We start from the raw sequence: 15,858 nt of genomic DNA on the forward strand, positions 1-15,858 counted from the left end.
CAAGGAAGTTTTCTCGCGAGCACCCTGACAGATGTGAATGGACAATACACCCTCTCAGGCTTGCCGGAAGGCACATTGTCCGTTCAGGCAAGTGCGCAGAATTTTACTTCTGAACTAACGGTTATTACCTTAACACCAGGTGAGACGGAGACAGTCAATTTCGTACTGGAATCAAACCCAGCTTCTCTAACGGGAAGAGTGACCGATGCGCAAACAGGGGCACCTCTTCCAGGCGCTCTCGTCCAAGTATTTATCGCCGGAACGGATGTGCTGGTGAAATCCACCTTGACAGACCAGAATGGCCTGTATGCCATATATGGATTGAATGCAGGAGAATACCGGGTGGTAATATCTCATGGATAAGTATGTAGCGGCTATCTTCCGAATTATCTTAGAACCAGGAGAAGAACGTGTGCTGGATGTGGCGCTTCAAGCCAATCCGGCTACAATCCAAGGACAGGTAACGGACGCACAAATCGGAACTCCAATTGCAGGAGCCAGAGTGGTCATGGTGATCCAAGGCAGCGGGATTATTGTCGCTTCAACTCAAACGGACCAAACCGGGAACTATTTGCTGACAGGTATTGCCCCTAGAAACTATGATGTGGTCTTTTCAGCAGAGAATTTTACGAGCCAAACGGTGTCGGTGAACCTAACAGCGGGCGAAACCGAGATTGTGAACGCAATGTTACTGCCGAATGCAGCAGTCATTCAAGGACAGGTAAACGATACGCAAACGGGAGCAGGAATTGAAGGCGCAATAGTTACCGTAACGGATAGCACTGGTAACATCATTGCAAGGGTGGAGACAGATTCGAATGGCCGATTTACTGTTTCGAATCTTCATCCGGGACAATACACTTTAGTAGCATCAGTATTGGGCTACATTACTGGTAGCGAAATTGTAATAGTTTCAGGGGGAGAAGTAGTAAATGTTGTGATCCCATTACAAAAGAAAAAAGCTCTAAAAAAGGGATTCATATTGATTACCAAACAAACCGGTTGCCCAATTTGTTTAACAAAATCAGACTGTCCAACTGTCTTTAATCTCGTAGGTAAGAGCTGTTCAAACTGTGCCACACTCGCTTATGAAATCGAAATTGGTAACAAAATCATTCAAGGTTCATTAATAGTCGATTTACGCTATTTTATACTTGTTAGAGTTTAGAAGGGTATAAACGTATTATCATCCGATAAGAAACTTTCTTCACCAGGCTGTGTTGATTAACTTAGAAAAAACAAAAATTGCACAACAAGGCTGATTGTCTGTGAACCCTTATTATCTCATTTATCAGTACGTTTCTTGGTAATATTTTGACTACAGACTGACAAATCATAGTTGTTTTTGTGTTCGGAGAGATTCAATATCTCTTAGATGATAGGACAGTGGAGATACATCTCACCTGTCCTTTTCGTTTACACTTTAAGAAAGTATAAATTTCTAGCTAGAAGACAATTCGACGTAGTTGGAGATTTTAGGAATAAAGTACAAGGGTGACTACGCCTCTGTCTTCGCAATTGACCCTATGGCTAGGAAATGATACGTTATGTTTATATTCTCCTATTAATCTTACTGAAACAGGAATTTAAAACTCGCTGTAGGAAAAGATGATATGTATCATACAAATAGTAATAAAGGAGATTGGGATGAACGTATACAATCATGTAACAGAATTAATTGGAAAAACACCGCTTGTTCGGTTAAATCGGCTTGTGCCACCTGAGGCAGCTGACGTGTATGTAAAGCTGGAAATGTTCAATCCGTCCCGCAGCGTAAAGGATCGGGCTGCATATAACTTAATTGCACAAGCGGAAGAACAAGGCCTGATTCGTCCAGGGGATACAATTATTGAGCCGACGAGTGGCAATACGGGTATTGGATTGGCAATGAATGCAGCGGCGAAAGGATATAAAGCTATTTTAGTCATGCCTGATAATATGTCAAAAGAGCGTATTAATATTTTAAAAGCCTACGGAGCAGAAGTTGTGTTAACACGGGCTGCTGACCGCATGCCTGGCGCTATTCGGAAGGCGCTGGAGCTTCGGGAGCAAATTCCGGGGAGCTTTATTCCGCAGCAGTTTGAAAACAAAGCGAATCCGGATATTCATCGCATTACGACCGCGCTTGAAATTTATGAGCAAATGGAAGGAAAGTTGGATGCGTTTGTCGCAACTGCCGGAACAGGCGGTACGATTACAGGAACAGGTGAAGTGCTGAAGGAAAAAATACAAGGGTTGTATGTAGCGGTTGTTGAACCGAAGGGATCTCCAGTGTTATCTGGTGGACAACCAGGGCCGCATAAGCTTGTTGGTACAAGCCCTGGCTTCGTCCCTCCTATTTTAAATACAAGTATATATGATGAAATTATCCAAATTGCTGATGAAGAAGCGTTAGAAACAACAAGAAACCTTGCGAGACTGGAAGGCATTTTAGTCGGTCCTTCGTCAGGGGCAGCGGTCTATGCAGCTATAATGATAGCGAAACGGTTAGGTACGGGTAAACGTGTGGTATGCATTGCTCCTGATACTGGTGAGAGATATCTAAGCATGAATATTTTCGATGAATAACACTCTTGAAGGGCTTCTAGCAGTTAGGAAAGTATCTTTAGTAGAGGGGGAGCAAAATTGACCCAAAGGGCATACCCTTTTGGGTCAATTTTGCTATATACTATGCGTTTTTTAAATATATACTTTAATTTATCAAATCATATCCTTTAAGGTGATACTTGTACACTCAAATATATACAAATTTCAATAATCATTTACATTGGGAAAAACGAATGAATCCGGCGATTGCACAGGCTATGAAACATGATATCCGGTTTTAATGGAGTTTCAAATTGTAGAAAAGGAGGATGTACATCTAATGAGTTTTCCTAATTGTAGCAACAATGAAGCGATTTTATCACGTTAAAGGAATAGGCAGGCTGCTTGAGCCTGCCTGTCCGCTAATTAGGAACGCTGTAGGTCTTTTTGCTCTACATGTAATTCAATCAAATTTCCATCCGGGTCAGCACAGAAGATTTGTGCAAAGCCGCTCATGCTATTTGGTTTCTCAAGCACTTCCACATGATTTTGCTGTAACCAACGTAAAGTTTGCTCATAATCTTTCACCCTCAGCGCAAAATGCCCTTCTCTGCTATTTAACCCTTTATCAGATCGGATCGTTTGTGAATCTGGACGGACAAGTAAATGAAGCTGCTGCTGCCCAATTGCATACCAGGCTCCTTCAAAGTCAAAATTTGGACGTTCAATTTCCTGTAAACAGAGAATTGTACTATAAAAATGCTTTGCTTTTTCTAAATCAGTCACATTGATTCCAACATGATGAAGCTCCTCGTAATGAATCAAAATGATAATCCCCTTTCCTATACTTAGTCAAATATACCTCTATCTCAGATGTTACCACAGCTTAGATCATAGTCGCTATTTTTGTAGTGTTGACTCAGCTGTCAATCTATTTGGAGTCTTTACATACTTTTATAAAAGGCCTAGAAATTTGTGATCTAAAGCGGGTGATATTGTGAGTGAGTTCTTTAAAAAGTTAAAAGGAACATTTAAAAGCGTAGCGGTGGATAAGGCTGTTTCTATTCCGATTACTGCAGATCGCTTATTATGGATGTTTCGCAAAGGAATAAAGGAACAAGAGGAGGAGATTCGGAATTTGGATGTATCCTTTCACGGCGAGACAATATGCATTAGCGGTTTGACGACAAAACTTCTACTGCAGGTATATTTTGAATTTGATTTGAAGCCGTTGAAGGCGGAGTATAGAACCTTATACTTTACGGTTCCGTATATGAAGCCGTTCAATCAAGAGTGGATGAAAAGAAAAGTTTTAAATAAACCGCCATACACTGTGTATGAGGATCGGATGCTGAAGATGGACTTAGATGGAATTGATACAATCAAGTCCATCCCAGTTGGAAGCATTAAGCATTTTGACATTCGGGATGGAAAGCTATGGGTGAAGATAGGGATGTAATCCGAGATGCTAACGGTCATTGATTGTAAGAGATATTTTCAACAAGCAAAAGTGATACATGCAATTCCGTGCATTTTTCTTGCTCTTAAAGCAAGAAAAATGCACGGAGTTTATGTTTTTGCTTTTTCTCTTTTTCTTAGTCTTGTACGAATTAATTCTATCACCATAAGCAAGAGAGGGATGTAGAGAATAAAGGGAGGGAAAATGTATTTTAAAGCAAATCTTCCTTGTGCAAAGTGAGATTGTGAATTTGGAGCAATTGCTAGTGACATAAATAAAATTATCCCCCCAATGGGAAGTGCGAGTTTATGTTTTTGAATAGGAAACATATCTGTAAAAGCTAGGATAGCAGCATAGGCAAAAATGGACACCTTAAAAAAGTCATTTACAATTAAACCAATAAGAACAAATGCATCCATCCGCTGTATAAAGTCCCCAATGTTAATGTATTGCATAAGCCTTAAAAAAGGAAACAAGGCCGTGCTAGTCTTGTTTGCCCCTAGCACTGAAATTTCCAGAAACACGGTCACTGCTAGTATCGTTCCGCTTATAAGAATGCAAATTGTTCCAATTTTAAATCCGGATTGTGGATGAAGTAAAGAAGGCAGTACCATTGTGAAGCAAATCAGCTCACCAAATGGAAACATAATGGTTTGCCCATAGGCGGCAGTGAGAACGGGCTTCCAACCTTTTTCTAATAGGGGCAATACTTTTGTTTGATCTATTACGTCCGAAAAATATAAACATAACAGCGCTAGCACTCCCAAAAATAGAGAGAGCATAAAGCATACTTCCCCTACACGTGACAGTACCTCGAGTCCTGTATATAAGGAATAACAGACTAAACTTATGATGATAAAACCGATAACCAATAAGGGAGTTTCATCATAGGTAGGATACAGCAGCTCCATTCCGTCCCTCAAGTCCCTTGCGGCTCCGTAAATAAAAAACAGAGTATATAGCAGAGCTATCACAAATCCTATATCTTTACCGACGATTTGTTTTACATAACTTGTTAATGGTTGACGGGGAAAGTGCCGATGCAGATAAGCATAAATAGAGAAAATTAACAGACCGCCAAGCATGCCAACTAAAACTGCAATCCAAGCATCTTGTTTTGCATCTGCACCTAATGGGACCATAACAGCTGTCCCTAGCTCAAATAGTATAATTAAACAGCAAAACTGAAAAGAGCTGATTCTCTCGACCCCGATCATTACCAATCTTCCTTTCAAGCTTAAATACCTTGCAACGATGTTCGTGAGCTAGACAGTAGGTTCATTTGGATATTGTACCCAAAATGGGCCGTTCTACAAGTTGTTTAGGAGAAAAGCTATGGAGACAGGGAGGGATGCTGCGGTAGAATAGGAAATAGATTAGTGTCTTGCGCATTTGGAATGAAGGGGGCAGGTATATGAATGAGATTCAGTTTTATCCATTAGGGGATGCCGCTATTACAGTGCGGCTTGGCACATCAGCTGATATAGCAGTACATAACAAGGTGAGGGGACTTGTCAAATACTTAGAAGATCATCCGCTTCCTGGTATGATAGAGCTTGTTCCTGGTTTTACAACAGTAACAGTGTTTTATGATCCTATGGAGCTGTTGTGCCTTGGACAAGCTACCCAGCCATATGAACAAATTCGTGCCGCATTGGAGAGGATTTTGGTTAATTCTTACATGGTTTCAGAAGAGCCAAGCGTGATTACGATTCCAGTCTGTTATGGGGGAGAGTTTGGTCCTGATTTACAGGAAGTTGCAGAGTTCACGGGAATGACTCCTGAAGAAGTTATTGGACTTCACGCAAGGCGAAGCTATACGGTGTATATGATTGGATTTGCACCTGGCTTTCCATACTTGGGAGGGATGTCCGAGAAACTTGCAGTTCCGCGCCGTTCTTCCCCTCGTCTCGTGATTGCGGCAGGGAGTGTCGGGATTGGGGGAAAGCAAACAGGCATTTACCCTCTAGAAAGTCCAGGTGGTTGGCAAATTATTGGACGTACACCGCTGCGACTATTTAATCCTCATAGAGAACAGCCAAGCTTGCTGCAGGCAGGAGATATCATCCGTTTTCAGCCTATTCCACAAGAAGAATATGAGGCTTGGGGGAGGAGAGCAGAGTGATAATACAGGTAATACGTCCGGGTTTGTGTACGAGCGTGCAGGATTTAGGAAGGTACGGCTATCGAAAGCAAGGGGTGGTTGTAAGCGGCGCGATGGATACGACAGCTCTTAGAATCGGTAACAGGCTTGTCGGTAACGAAGAAGCTGCCGCTGCACTTGAGGTAACACTAGTTGGTCCAAAGCTTTTATTTGAGAAGGACACATTGATTTCGATATGTGGCGGCGATTTATCTCCTCATATAGATGGATGTATAGTGCCGTTATGGCGCCCTGTACTTGTGAAGTCAGGCAGTATTCTGCAGTTTGGGGCTCCAAAGCTTGGCTGCCGATCATATATTGCAGTTGCAGGAGGCATTGATGTTCCAACGGTCATGGGAAGCAGCAGTACATATATACGAGGAGAATTTGGGGGCTTGGAAGGTCGTAACGTCAAAGAAGGAGATCGACTGTTCATCGGAAAAGCGTCAGAGCTCGCATGCTGTTTCGTGAGGCAGTTGTCTGACGGAGAAAAAAAGAGCTTCTCGGCAGCAAAATGGGGATTTTCCTCAACATTACTGCCTGCTTATTCATCAAGGGCAATCGTTCGTATGATTCGCGGTCCACAGTTTGAGTGGTTTACAGAACGAGCACAAGAGGAGCTTTTTGCCCGTTCGTTTCACATTACAACAAATTCAGATCGAATGGGATATCGCCTAGGAGGGGGAAAGCTTGAATTACAAGGGGCTGCTGAGCTGTTTTCTGAAGCGGTATCAATTGGCACAATTCAAGTGCCGCCAGAGGGAAACCCAATTGTACTGATGGCAGATTGCCAAACAACTGGCGGATATCCGAATATCGGATACGTAGTGAGTGTAGATATTCCAATATTGGCTCAATTAAAGCCAGGAGATTTTGTGAATTTTCAAGAAATTCCCTTGGGGCAGGCACATATGCTCATGCTTGCGCAAGAAAAACTCTTAAAATCGGCAGCACGCGGAATACTATGGAAAGGAAAGGGATAAATCATGTTTCGAATCGATATCAATTGTGATATGGGGGAAGGCTTTGGGGCTTATGAGCTGGGAGCAGATGAAGAAATCCTTGAATTTGTTACGTCAGCAAATATTGCGTGCGGCTACCATGCAGGTGATCCTTCAGTAATGAGAAGGACTGTGCGGCTTGCGCTTGATAAGGGAGTAGCGATAGGCGCTCATCCTGGTTTACCTGACCTAGCCGGGTTTGGCAGACGAAACATGGCGCTTTCCCCGCAGGAAGCGTACGATATAACGGTATACCAAATTGGTGCTTTATACGGATTTATCCGTGCAGAAGGAGCTATTATGCAGCATGTAAAGCCGCATGGGGCATTATATAATATGGCGGCGCAAAGCAAGGGGCTTGCAGAGGCAATTGCAGAGGCAGTATATAAGGTGAATCCGGAGTTGGTTTTATTCGGACTATCAGGAAGCGAGCTGATCGCTGCTGGAGAGAAGATTGGATTGCAAACAGCGAGCGAGGTATTTGCTGATCGCACCTATCAGCAGGATAGATCGCTTACACCGCGAAGGCATGCGAACGCAGTGATTACAGATACGGAGACGGCTATGCAACAGGTAATCCGAATGATTAAAGAAGGGAAGGTGCGATCTCTGCAAGGGAAAGATATACTTTTGAAGGCTGACACAATTTGTATTCACGGGGACGGTGCACATGCGTTAGCTTTTGCGCAAAGCATTCGACATGTATTGCAAGATGAAGCTGTTCAGGTTAAACCGTTCAAATTGGGTTAGTCTCTAATACATGCCCAAGAGATATTTTTTGTTAAGTAAGTGAATAATTATATAGGTAAGTAACTGGAAAAGCGAAGTGGATAGGTATACAATAGATTGTATCTAAAATGTGAACAAAATGGGCTATAGAGTGAATTGTCCATTTGTTGGGGAGGAGAATATGCATTGCAAGCAGCAGCACCTAAACAAAGCGCTTTAAACACATCGACGATCTACCGCATTATTTTTGCTATTAGCTTAGGTCATTTGATGAATGATTCTATGCAAGCTGTCGTGCCGGCTATATTTCCGATTTTGGAACAGTCTATGAATCTATCTTATACACAGGTTGGCTGGATTGCGTTCGCTTTGAATATGACATCCTCGATTATGCAGCCTGTGTTTGGATTCTATACGGATAAGAAGCCCTCGCCGTTTCTGCTTCCGCTGGGAATGCTATCGAGCATGTTCGGTATGATTGGAATAGCTTTTGCACCCAACTTTTATCTTGTGCTTCTTTCTGTTTTATTTATCGGTCTTGGTTCAGCTGTGTTTCATCCAGAAGGAGCACGCGTTGCTTTTATGGCAGCAGGAACAAAACGAGGATTGGCACAATCAATTTATCAGGTTGGCGGTAATACAGGAAATGCACTTGCACCGATTTTCACTGCTTTAATTTTCGTCCCGCTTGGTCAGCCCGGCGCCGCTTGGTTTACGATTTCGGCGGCAATCGGCGTATTGCTGCTTTGGTATGTGTCCAGATGGTACCGCACAGAGCTTATGAGCGGTACGATGCGCGTGAAGAAGCGCGCGGCGGCTGGAAGTACGGAAGGCAAGCTGAGCAGGCAGGTAAAGCTTGCGGTTGTATTCCTCATTTTCTTAACATTTGCGCGATCCTGGTATAACGCCGGTATCGGTAACTTTTATCAGTTTTATTTAATCGAGCATTATGGCTTGTCTATCCGGGCTGCACAGTATTATGTATTTATCTTTATGATTGCCGGGGTGGCGGGAACGTTTTTTGGAGGACCGTTATCCGATCGTTTTGGAAAGCGAAATCTTATCCTGTTTTCCATGCTCGGTTCCGCGCCGCTTGCTTTGTTACTGCCGCATATTCCGCTCGTTTGGGTAGCGCCTTTATTTGCTGTTCTTGGATTTATTTTATTCAGCAACTTTAGTGTTATTGTCGTGTACACACAGGAGCTTATGCCTGGAAAAGTAGGTATGGCGTCCGGTTTAATTGTCGGTCTTGCGTTCGGTATGGGGGCACTCGGTGCAGTTGTACTTGGAAAGCTAGCTGACATGTACGGTTTAACCTTTACTATGATGTTTTGTAGCTTCCTGCCTCTTCTCGGGGTTGTTTCCTGGCTACTGCCAAATGATCGAAAAGCATAATAGTAAAAAAGAGAGGCGGATCTTAAATTAAGCAGTTCAGCTAACGTGGAGAAAATCCGAATTCACAGTAAATTTGGCACATAAAAACGCTTGGAGATCTCTCTAAGCGTTTTTCATCGTGTTTAATTTTTGTTCTTCAATTCAAGCAACCCGTTCGTTTAAGTAAATTAATTTACAAATTATATTGGTTTTTACAAAAGGATCACTTGGTAGGTCCTGGTTCACAAAACTTACTAAAAGTTACAATTCAGCATTGAACTTACAAGCTTTGCATCTCCTTTCGGAAACGTGTGCCTCACAGGATTCGCACACTAGAGGACCGCTCTCGCTCAGTCAATAAGGGATATTCTTGTTCCTTATTATAGGTGTAACCTATCTCTATAAAGATAACCGCAACCTTCTTCACGATGTTTCAGTTAAACGGTAATCTTATTCTACATCCTGTATCCACAAGCTATCAATGTTTTTGTATAATTCTTCCACTTTTAGCGTTGTGTTGTAACCTCCTCAACCGAAAATAGGCTCTTTATTTAGTAACAGCGACCTAAATGAAATCATAATTTGTTGAAGAGAGTACACAGCGTATCTAATGTTTTCATACACAAAACGGATTATTTACTTTTCAACTCTCTATTCAGGTTTAATATGATTAAACGTAAAGGGGGAGAAAACATGTACAATCAATTGCAAGGGTTGGGAATCGACCCTTATCATGTAGGAGAGTTAGTTCCAATCGATGCTCAGGCCCAGGATTTGCGTGTGTTTGGGCGTTGTGGAGGTTGCTTCCGTTGTGGAGGTTGCTTCCGTTGTGGAGGTTGCTTCCGTTGTGGCGGCTGCTTCGGTTGTTTCGGCTTTGGATTTAGTTGTTTCGGCTTTGGATTTAGTTGTTTTGGTATCGGTTTCGGTTTTATTTAATTGGTTTTGTAAACTCACAAAAAACATTAATTAATTTACGAAAGAAAGTGCCCCTGCATGAATCTGTGCTGCAGGGGCACTACTTTACTGTTTAACATATTGGACAAAAAATCGTACATAAACTAATAGTGCGCAAGTAGTAACGATTAGGAATAAGGAGGAGCTAAAATGGAAAATATTAACTCGTCCTCACGTCTGAAGGTCAAAAGGGATACATTTTTTCTCCCGGATCAGAAGGGGGGGGTCTATTTTAGAAATAACTTACATTCATTTCGAATGGAAGGCCAAACGATCTATCAGTGGATTGAAACATTGCTCCCGATGTTCAATGGGGAGCAAACATTGGGAGCTCTGACTCAAGGGTTAACGCCACCGTATCGTGACAGGGTATACGAGATCGGAGAAACGTTATATAAGAATGGATTTGTTCGCGATGTCAGCAAAGATATTCCTCATCAATTAAGTCGTCAAGTTCTTGAAAAATATGCTTCACAAATTGAATTCATCGAGAATTTTGCCGAGTCAGGCGCTTACCAATTTCAAGTATACCGTCAGGCTAAGGTTCTGACTGTCGGCTCTGGTCCCTTCATGGTATCTTTGATTGCTGCTTTAATCGAATCGGGACTGCCAAAATTAAACGTTATGATAACAGATACGGTTCCAACCAATAGGTTACGGCTGAATGACTTGGTGGAAAATGCCAGAAAAAAAGATTCCGAGGTTGAGATGAAGGAAGTACCCTTTCATAAAGGGGCGGGGGCAAATTTTTGGAAGGAAGCAATTCAGCCCTATGATTGGATTCTGTATGTCTCGCAGGATAGAAATGTAGATGAATTACGAAATCTGAATCAAATTTGCAAAGAAGAAATGAAGGCATTTCTCCCAGCCGTCTATTTAGACAAAGTCGGGCTCACCGGACCGTTAACTCATTCAGAATCAGAGGGATGCTTCGAGTCTGCCTGGCGCAGAATTCATCAATCTGCCGTGCAAGCCGATGGAGAGCCGCAGGTCTTCTCTTCCACATCAGGAGCGATTTTGGCGAATATCTCTGCATTCGAATTTTTCAAGAAGGCTACAGGAATTGCAGGTTCCGATCAAAGTAATCAAATTTACATGCTTAATCTCGAAACGCTGGAAGGAGACTGGCATTCCTTCCTCACACATCCATCCGTAACGTCTAAAAGTGGTATTCCCGAACTGGTTGAAGACCTTGATCTAAGACTGAAACATGAATCCGACAGGAATGAACAACAGGATTTGCTTTTGGAATATTTCAGTCGATTAACTTCAAAAGAAATAGGTATTTTCCATACCTGGGAAGAACGGGATTTGCCACAGCTTCCTCTTTCCCAGTGCTATGTTCAGGCTGTTTCCCCTTTGTCAGAGGGACCGGCAGAACTGCTGCCGGAAGTTGTCTGTTCGGAACTGACACATGAAGAAGCAAGCAGAGCTGCCGGTTTGAAGGGTATTGAAATGTATGTGTCAAAAATGATAGATCTTAGAGTCAAGAATCAGACAGATAGGGCTGGTGCGAATCTTCCAGAGGGTTTTATAGGCATTGGTTCAGGGGAAACAACCGCAGAGGCTGTTTGTCGAGGACTGCAAGCCTATCTGGATGAAGAATTGAAAAAAAGAAAGTCGGATCAGCTAAATACGGTTTATTGTGTGCCGATGGGAGCTATAGAAGATAAAAAATGCAGATTTTATTTAAATGCCCTTACTACCTTGAAGGGTTCACCGGCTATTGGTTTAGAAGAGGATGTAGCAGGCTTCCCAGTTGTATGGGTAAGGTCAAATGACCGTTTGTATACAGGGGTAGGTTTAAATGCAATATTGGCGTTGCGAAACACACTGCAGCAAGCACTTTTCGATGCTCAAAACGAGATAAATTCCTTAGAGAGGCAAGAGAAGGATTCTATGATTTATCTGGAAAAAAAGAATATCAAACTTGAAATCCCCTCTTGTGAGGAAATGACACAATTGGAACTATTACAATCTGCCATTGAGGTCTTGAACCGAAACAACAAACAGTTATTCGTCTATGATCTATCGATTGAGCCCTTTTTAAAACAAGGGCTGGCAGGGGTATATGGTGTGCAGGTACGAGAGGGGGATTCCAAATGACTGCACATATCCTCATTGACGGAGACGGTTTATTAGCAGAATATGTCTGTGATCAATTGTCCACTAGGTATCTAGTAAGACGTCAAAGCATTTTGGAAGAGATTCCCGAAAATACGGAATTAGGTCTGGTCCTCGACGATGCTTGGCATCCATCCCTTCATCAAAAAGCGGAACAGAGATTCAGGAACGCCGGTATCCCTTGGCTTCGAGGTTTCGTTTCATTTGGTGATGGTATCATTGGTCCATTGATACGCCACAACAAACCTGGATGTTCCCTCTGTGCCGATAAACGGCGCTTGATAGCCGGACCCGATCGCCGTGAAATGTGGGAGATTCAGATGAGGTTGACTGAAGGAGCGGGTGTGCCCCGTGATGCATGGGTTTCCCGAACGGGGTTAATGCAAATGGCAATCTTGATCAGTAACGAAGTGCAAAAAATTCTTCAGGGAGAACCCTCCTCCTTGGAAGAAAGGATGTTCATTACCAATCTGAGAATGTTAACGACCTCCAGTCACTTTTTCTTGCCTGATCCATTGTGCCCGATTTGCAGTCCAATACCTGACGACACGCCGGAGTTAGCACAAATTAACTTAGAAGCTAGTCCTAAATTAAATGGTGCCGGTTACCGCTGCCGTTCGATGGGTGAATTGAAAACAGTGTTAGTCGAAGACTATCTGGATGATCGTACTGGAATCATGAATGGAGAAATGGCGGATTTCAGGCTCCCATTTGCCGATGTTTTGGTTAACATGCCGTTGTTTGGAGTGGACGAGGGAGTAGCTGGCCGTTCTAATTCTTATGAAATGAGTAGGCTTACGGCCATTTTGGAGGGATTGGAGCGATATTGCGGAATCGAGCCTCAAGGCAAAAGGAAGAAAGTTCATGATAGTTATCATAATTTAAAGCATATCGCATTAAATCCTGCAACAGTAGGTTTACATGATCAGGAACAATATGCAAAGCCTCATTTTCCGTTTAAACCGTTTCACCCTGAGGTGCCAATGAATTGGGTTTGGGGTTATTCGTTTTTACAAGAACGTCCTATACTGGTTCCGGAGTTACTTGCCTATTACAGTTTGGGCAATGGGGAGGGCTTTGTTTATGAAACCTCCAACGGGTGTGCATTGGGAGGAAGCTTGGAGGAGGCCATTTTCCATGGGATTATGGAGGTCGTCGAGCGAGATTCCTTCTTGTTAACATGGTATGCCAAGCTGCCCCTTCCTCGTCTTGACCTTCGTTCTGCTAACGATAAAGAATTAGAACTGATGGTCGACCGTTTACGTGAGGTGGCGGGATATGACGTTTATTTTTACAATTCGACGATGGAACAGGAGATTCCCAGCGTATTTGCATTGGCAAAAAACAGAAGATCAAAGGGTGTAAACCTCATTTGTGCAGCAGGGGCTAGTCCTGATCCTGTTAGAGCTGTAAAAAGTTCGATTTACGAGCTTGCTGGAATGATGGTTAGGCATGACAAAATATTGGAGAAAAACCGGCAGAAGTATGAAAAAATGCTAAAAGATCCATTTGCAGTTCGTTCGATGGAGGACCATGGCCTGCTCTACGGTCTGCGGGAAGCAGAGGACCGGCTGAGCTTTTTATTGGATAATCATCGTCCATTACGAACATTTGCTGAGGAATTTAAACAGCCTCCCACGAATACCGATTTGAAGGATGATCTACAGGATATTCTTCAGAGGTTCCGCCAGTTGGAACTCGAGGTCATTGTGGTGGATCAGACGACACCTATAACCAAACGGAACGGATTATTCTGTGTAAAGGTATTGATTCCTGGCATGTTACCGATGACTTTCGGACATCACCTTACCCGTGTTAAAGGGCTGGAAAGGGTCCTCCAAGTACCGATGAAACTTGGATTTACCAAACAGCCGTTATCGTATGAGCAGCTTAATCCATATCCACACCCGTTCCCATAATTGAAAAGTAGGAGGTGTCTAAGATTGAAACTGGAAACATTTTTACACCACCTTCACTTTGACACGGAAAAACTCTATCCCCCAGATTGGCAAGTGGATTGGGACGATGCGCCACTACCATATAAACTGTACCGCGGCTTACCAGTGATTCCACTGACCGGAGATGTACCGTTAACTCTCGATAGACGAGAAGCCCATGGAGAGCCCGGACTAGAAGAACTTGGTCATTTCTTATGGTATGTATACGGCATAACACAATACGCTCAATCAGCTTTCCTTGAGGACCCCGAGGAAAGAACTGCTGTAAGCTATTCCCAGCTATTACGAAGGTTTGTTCCCTCTGGTGGGGCCTTGTATCCCAATGAATTATATGTGTATATAAAGCTGGAGGACGTACCAAAGGGAATCTACCATTACGATGTGGCCCATCATCGACTCCAATTGCTCAGAGAAGGAAATTACGATTCCTACTTGTCTAGAGGTCTTGGGAATTTTGATGTTTCTGATTGCTTCTGCACTGTTTTTGTCTCGACAGTTTTTTGGAAAAACTTCTACAAATATAATAATTTCTCCTACAGGCTTCAAGGGTTAGATGCCGGTGTGATAATTGGGCAAGCGATAGAAGTGGCTGATCGGATGGGATTCTCATCACGGGTATGTTACCAATTTCTTGATCGGTCTATTAATCATTTGCTTGGACTATCCGAACAGGACGAAAGTGTCTATGCAATGATCCCATTATCTATTTATCCATCTGCCCAATGGGTTGACAACATTAATAGAGAAGAACATGTTTCTGCCGCTGAATTGTCGAAGGAAGTGCCATTGCTAAAAGCTGAAACCTATAACCGTTCAAAGAGAATCCTTGATTACCCCATGCTCAAAGAGATGAATGAAGCATCGATGTTTGAAACAACGCAGTCATTTGTGAAGATAAAAAAAGATGATCGTGTTAAAAGGTCCCTTGGTACGGAATCCATCTTGCTCCCATTTACGGGGTCCTTTTCGTACGATCTTGCTTCCGTTTGCAGAGAGAGACATTCTCCTGATATTGATTTTATGATGGGGAAAGTCAGTCAAACCCAGCTAGCGACTTTGTTTAAAGAGTCTTTCTCCGTGATTTATCATAATGATCTTGACGGCACACATGGAAAATCTCATACTCGTGTTTCTTTGTACGGCTGTTTTTATAATGTGGAGGGAGTTCCAAATGGTGCTTACTTTTATGACAAAAGCGCTCATGGACTTTGCAGGATAACGCAAGGGGATTATCGGGAGTTTCTACAATATGGATTAACGATGCCCAATGTAAATCTGTTTCAAGTGCCGCTCTGCCTGCATGTTGTTGGTGACAAAGACCACCTTAAGGAGGAATTGGGATATAGAGGATACCGAATTCAACAGATGGAAGCGGGTATACTCGTGCAACGGCTGCTCTTGATATCGTGTGCCTTAGGTATGGGAGGGCACCCACTATTAGGTTTTAATACGAAGCAATGTGATGACCTTTACAGAGCCGATTCGAAACAAATAACGAGCCTCATCCAAATCCCTGTAGGTCCATACCGTCCTCGGGCCTGGTTAAAAGGAATTTTGAATAGTTAGGATAGACAAGAGTAAAGAATTGAT

At 42.9% G+C, this 15,858-nt stretch carries 14 protein-coding genes; 12 read left to right on the forward strand and 2 right to left on the reverse strand.

Features of this window, described 5'->3' with window-relative positions; genetic code table 11:
- The 3 genes from EP737_RS17195 to cysK form a co-directional block, all read left to right on the forward strand.
- A partial coding sequence (locus EP737_RS17195) for a carboxypeptidase-like regulatory domain-containing protein (protein WP_165350845.1) occupies positions 1-363 on the forward strand: 363 nt, incomplete at its 5' end.
- Positions 356-1,168 (forward strand): MSCRAMM family protein, encoded by an 813-nt coding sequence (locus tag EP737_RS17200; protein WP_129729200.1) that lies wholly within the window; start codon positions 356-358, stop codon positions 1,166-1,168. The genes EP737_RS17195 and EP737_RS17200, both read left to right, overlap by 8 nt.
- Before the next feature lie 479 nt (positions 1,169-1,647).
- Positions 1,648-2,568: a cysteine synthase A gene (cysK, locus tag EP737_RS17205; protein ID WP_129729201.1), complete on the forward strand. Its 921-nt coding sequence runs from the start codon at positions 1,648-1,650 to the stop codon at positions 2,566-2,568.
- Positions 2,569-2,952: 384 nt separating this feature from the next.
- On the opposite strand, the gene EP737_RS17210 is transcribed toward cysK, so the two are convergent.
- Positions 2,953-3,351, reverse strand: coding sequence for a VOC family protein (locus EP737_RS17210; RefSeq protein WP_129729202.1), 399 nt, complete (start codon positions 3,349-3,351; stop codon positions 2,953-2,955).
- 172 nt (positions 3,352-3,523) lie between these two features.
- Here EP737_RS17210 and EP737_RS17215 point away from each other — a divergent pair, with 172 nt between their 5' ends.
- The gene (locus tag EP737_RS17215) at positions 3,524-3,985 is read left to right on the forward strand and encodes a hypothetical protein (protein ID WP_129729204.1); all 462 of its coding nucleotides are present in this window, start codon (positions 3,524-3,526) and stop codon (positions 3,983-3,985) included.
- Positions 3,986-4,095: 110 nt separating this feature from the next.
- Here the strand turns inward: EP737_RS17215 and EP737_RS17220 are convergent, their stop codons facing one another.
- A complete protein-coding gene (locus EP737_RS17220) occupies positions 4,096-5,202 on the reverse strand; it encodes a GerAB/ArcD/ProY family transporter (RefSeq protein ID WP_129729206.1) in 1,107 nt (368 codons plus the stop codon).
- Positions 5,203-5,399: 197 nt separating this feature from the next.
- Between EP737_RS17220 and pxpB the strand changes: the two genes are divergently transcribed.
- From pxpB to EP737_RS17260, 8 genes are all read left to right on the forward strand, one after another.
- Positions 5,400-6,110 carry a 5-oxoprolinase subunit PxpB gene (gene pxpB / locus EP737_RS17225; RefSeq protein ID WP_129729208.1) on the forward strand — a complete coding sequence of 237 codons (711 nt, stop codon included), beginning with the start codon at positions 5,400-5,402 and terminating at the stop codon, positions 6,108-6,110.
- Complete coding sequence (locus tag EP737_RS17230) at positions 6,107-7,111, forward strand: 5-oxoprolinase subunit C family protein (protein WP_129729210.1); 1,005 nt, start codon at positions 6,107-6,109, stop codon at positions 7,109-7,111. The genes pxpB and EP737_RS17230 overlap by 4 nt, the downstream gene beginning before the upstream one ends.
- Before the next feature lie 3 nt (positions 7,112-7,114).
- Positions 7,115-7,879 carry a LamB/YcsF family protein gene (locus EP737_RS17235; protein WP_129729212.1) on the forward strand — a complete coding sequence of 255 codons (765 nt, stop codon included), beginning with the start codon at positions 7,115-7,117 and terminating at the stop codon, positions 7,877-7,879.
- Positions 7,880-8,044: 165 nt separating this feature from the next.
- A complete protein-coding gene (locus EP737_RS17240) occupies positions 8,045-9,253 on the forward strand; it encodes an MFS transporter (RefSeq protein WP_129729214.1) in 1,209 nt (402 codons plus the stop codon).
- A 672-nt stretch (positions 9,254-9,925) separates the two neighbouring features.
- On the forward strand, positions 9,926-10,168 hold the full coding sequence (locus EP737_RS26950) for a heterocycloanthracin/sonorensin family bacteriocin (protein ID WP_129729216.1): 243 nt from the start codon (positions 9,926-9,928) through the stop codon (positions 10,166-10,168).
- A gap of 168 nt (positions 10,169-10,336) precedes the next feature.
- Complete coding sequence (locus EP737_RS17250) at positions 10,337-12,292, forward strand: putative thiazole-containing bacteriocin maturation protein (protein WP_129729218.1); 1,956 nt, start codon at positions 10,337-10,339, stop codon at positions 12,290-12,292.
- On the forward strand, positions 12,289-14,229 hold the full coding sequence (locus EP737_RS17255) for a TOMM precursor leader peptide-binding protein (protein ID WP_129729220.1): 1,941 nt from the start codon (positions 12,289-12,291) through the stop codon (positions 14,227-14,229). The genes EP737_RS17250 and EP737_RS17255 overlap by 4 nt, the downstream gene beginning before the upstream one ends.
- A gap of 24 nt (positions 14,230-14,253) precedes the next feature.
- The gene (locus tag EP737_RS17260; RefSeq protein ID WP_129729222.1) at positions 14,254-15,834 is read left to right on the forward strand and encodes a SagB family peptide dehydrogenase; all 1,581 of its coding nucleotides are present in this window, start codon (positions 14,254-14,256) and stop codon (positions 15,832-15,834) included.
- Positions 15,835-15,858 lie beyond the last annotated feature (24 nt).

Source organism: Ectobacillus funiculus, from assembly GCF_004138295.1.
GTDB classification, from domain to species: domain Bacteria; phylum Bacillota; class Bacilli; order Bacillales; family Bacillaceae_G; genus Ectobacillus; species Ectobacillus funiculus.

Excerpts from the sequence above, each read along its gene's own strand:
- EP737_RS17255 (WP_129729220.1), top strand. The coding sequence starts at position 12,289 with ATGACTGCACATATCCTCATTGACGGAGACGGTTTATTAGCAGAATAT.
- EP737_RS17220 (WP_129729206.1), bottom strand. The coding sequence starts at position 5,202 with ATGATCGGGGTCGAGAGAATCAGCTCTTTTCAGTTTTGCTGTTTAATT.
- EP737_RS17250 (WP_129729218.1), top strand. The coding sequence starts at position 10,337 with ATGGAAAATATTAACTCGTCCTCACGTCTGAAGGTCAAAAGGGATACA.
- EP737_RS17235 (WP_129729212.1), top strand. The coding sequence starts at position 7,115 with ATGTTTCGAATCGATATCAATTGTGATATGGGGGAAGGCTTTGGGGCT.
- EP737_RS17200 (WP_129729200.1), top strand. The coding sequence starts at position 356 with ATGGATAAGTATGTAGCGGCTATCTTCCGAATTATCTTAGAACCAGGA.
- EP737_RS26950 (WP_129729216.1), top strand. The coding sequence starts at position 9,926 with ATGTACAATCAATTGCAAGGGTTGGGAATCGACCCTTATCATGTAGGA.
- pxpB (WP_129729208.1), top strand. The coding sequence starts at position 5,400 with ATGAATGAGATTCAGTTTTATCCATTAGGGGATGCCGCTATTACAGTG.
- cysK (WP_129729201.1), top strand. The coding sequence starts at position 1,648 with ATGAACGTATACAATCATGTAACAGAATTAATTGGAAAAACACCGCTT.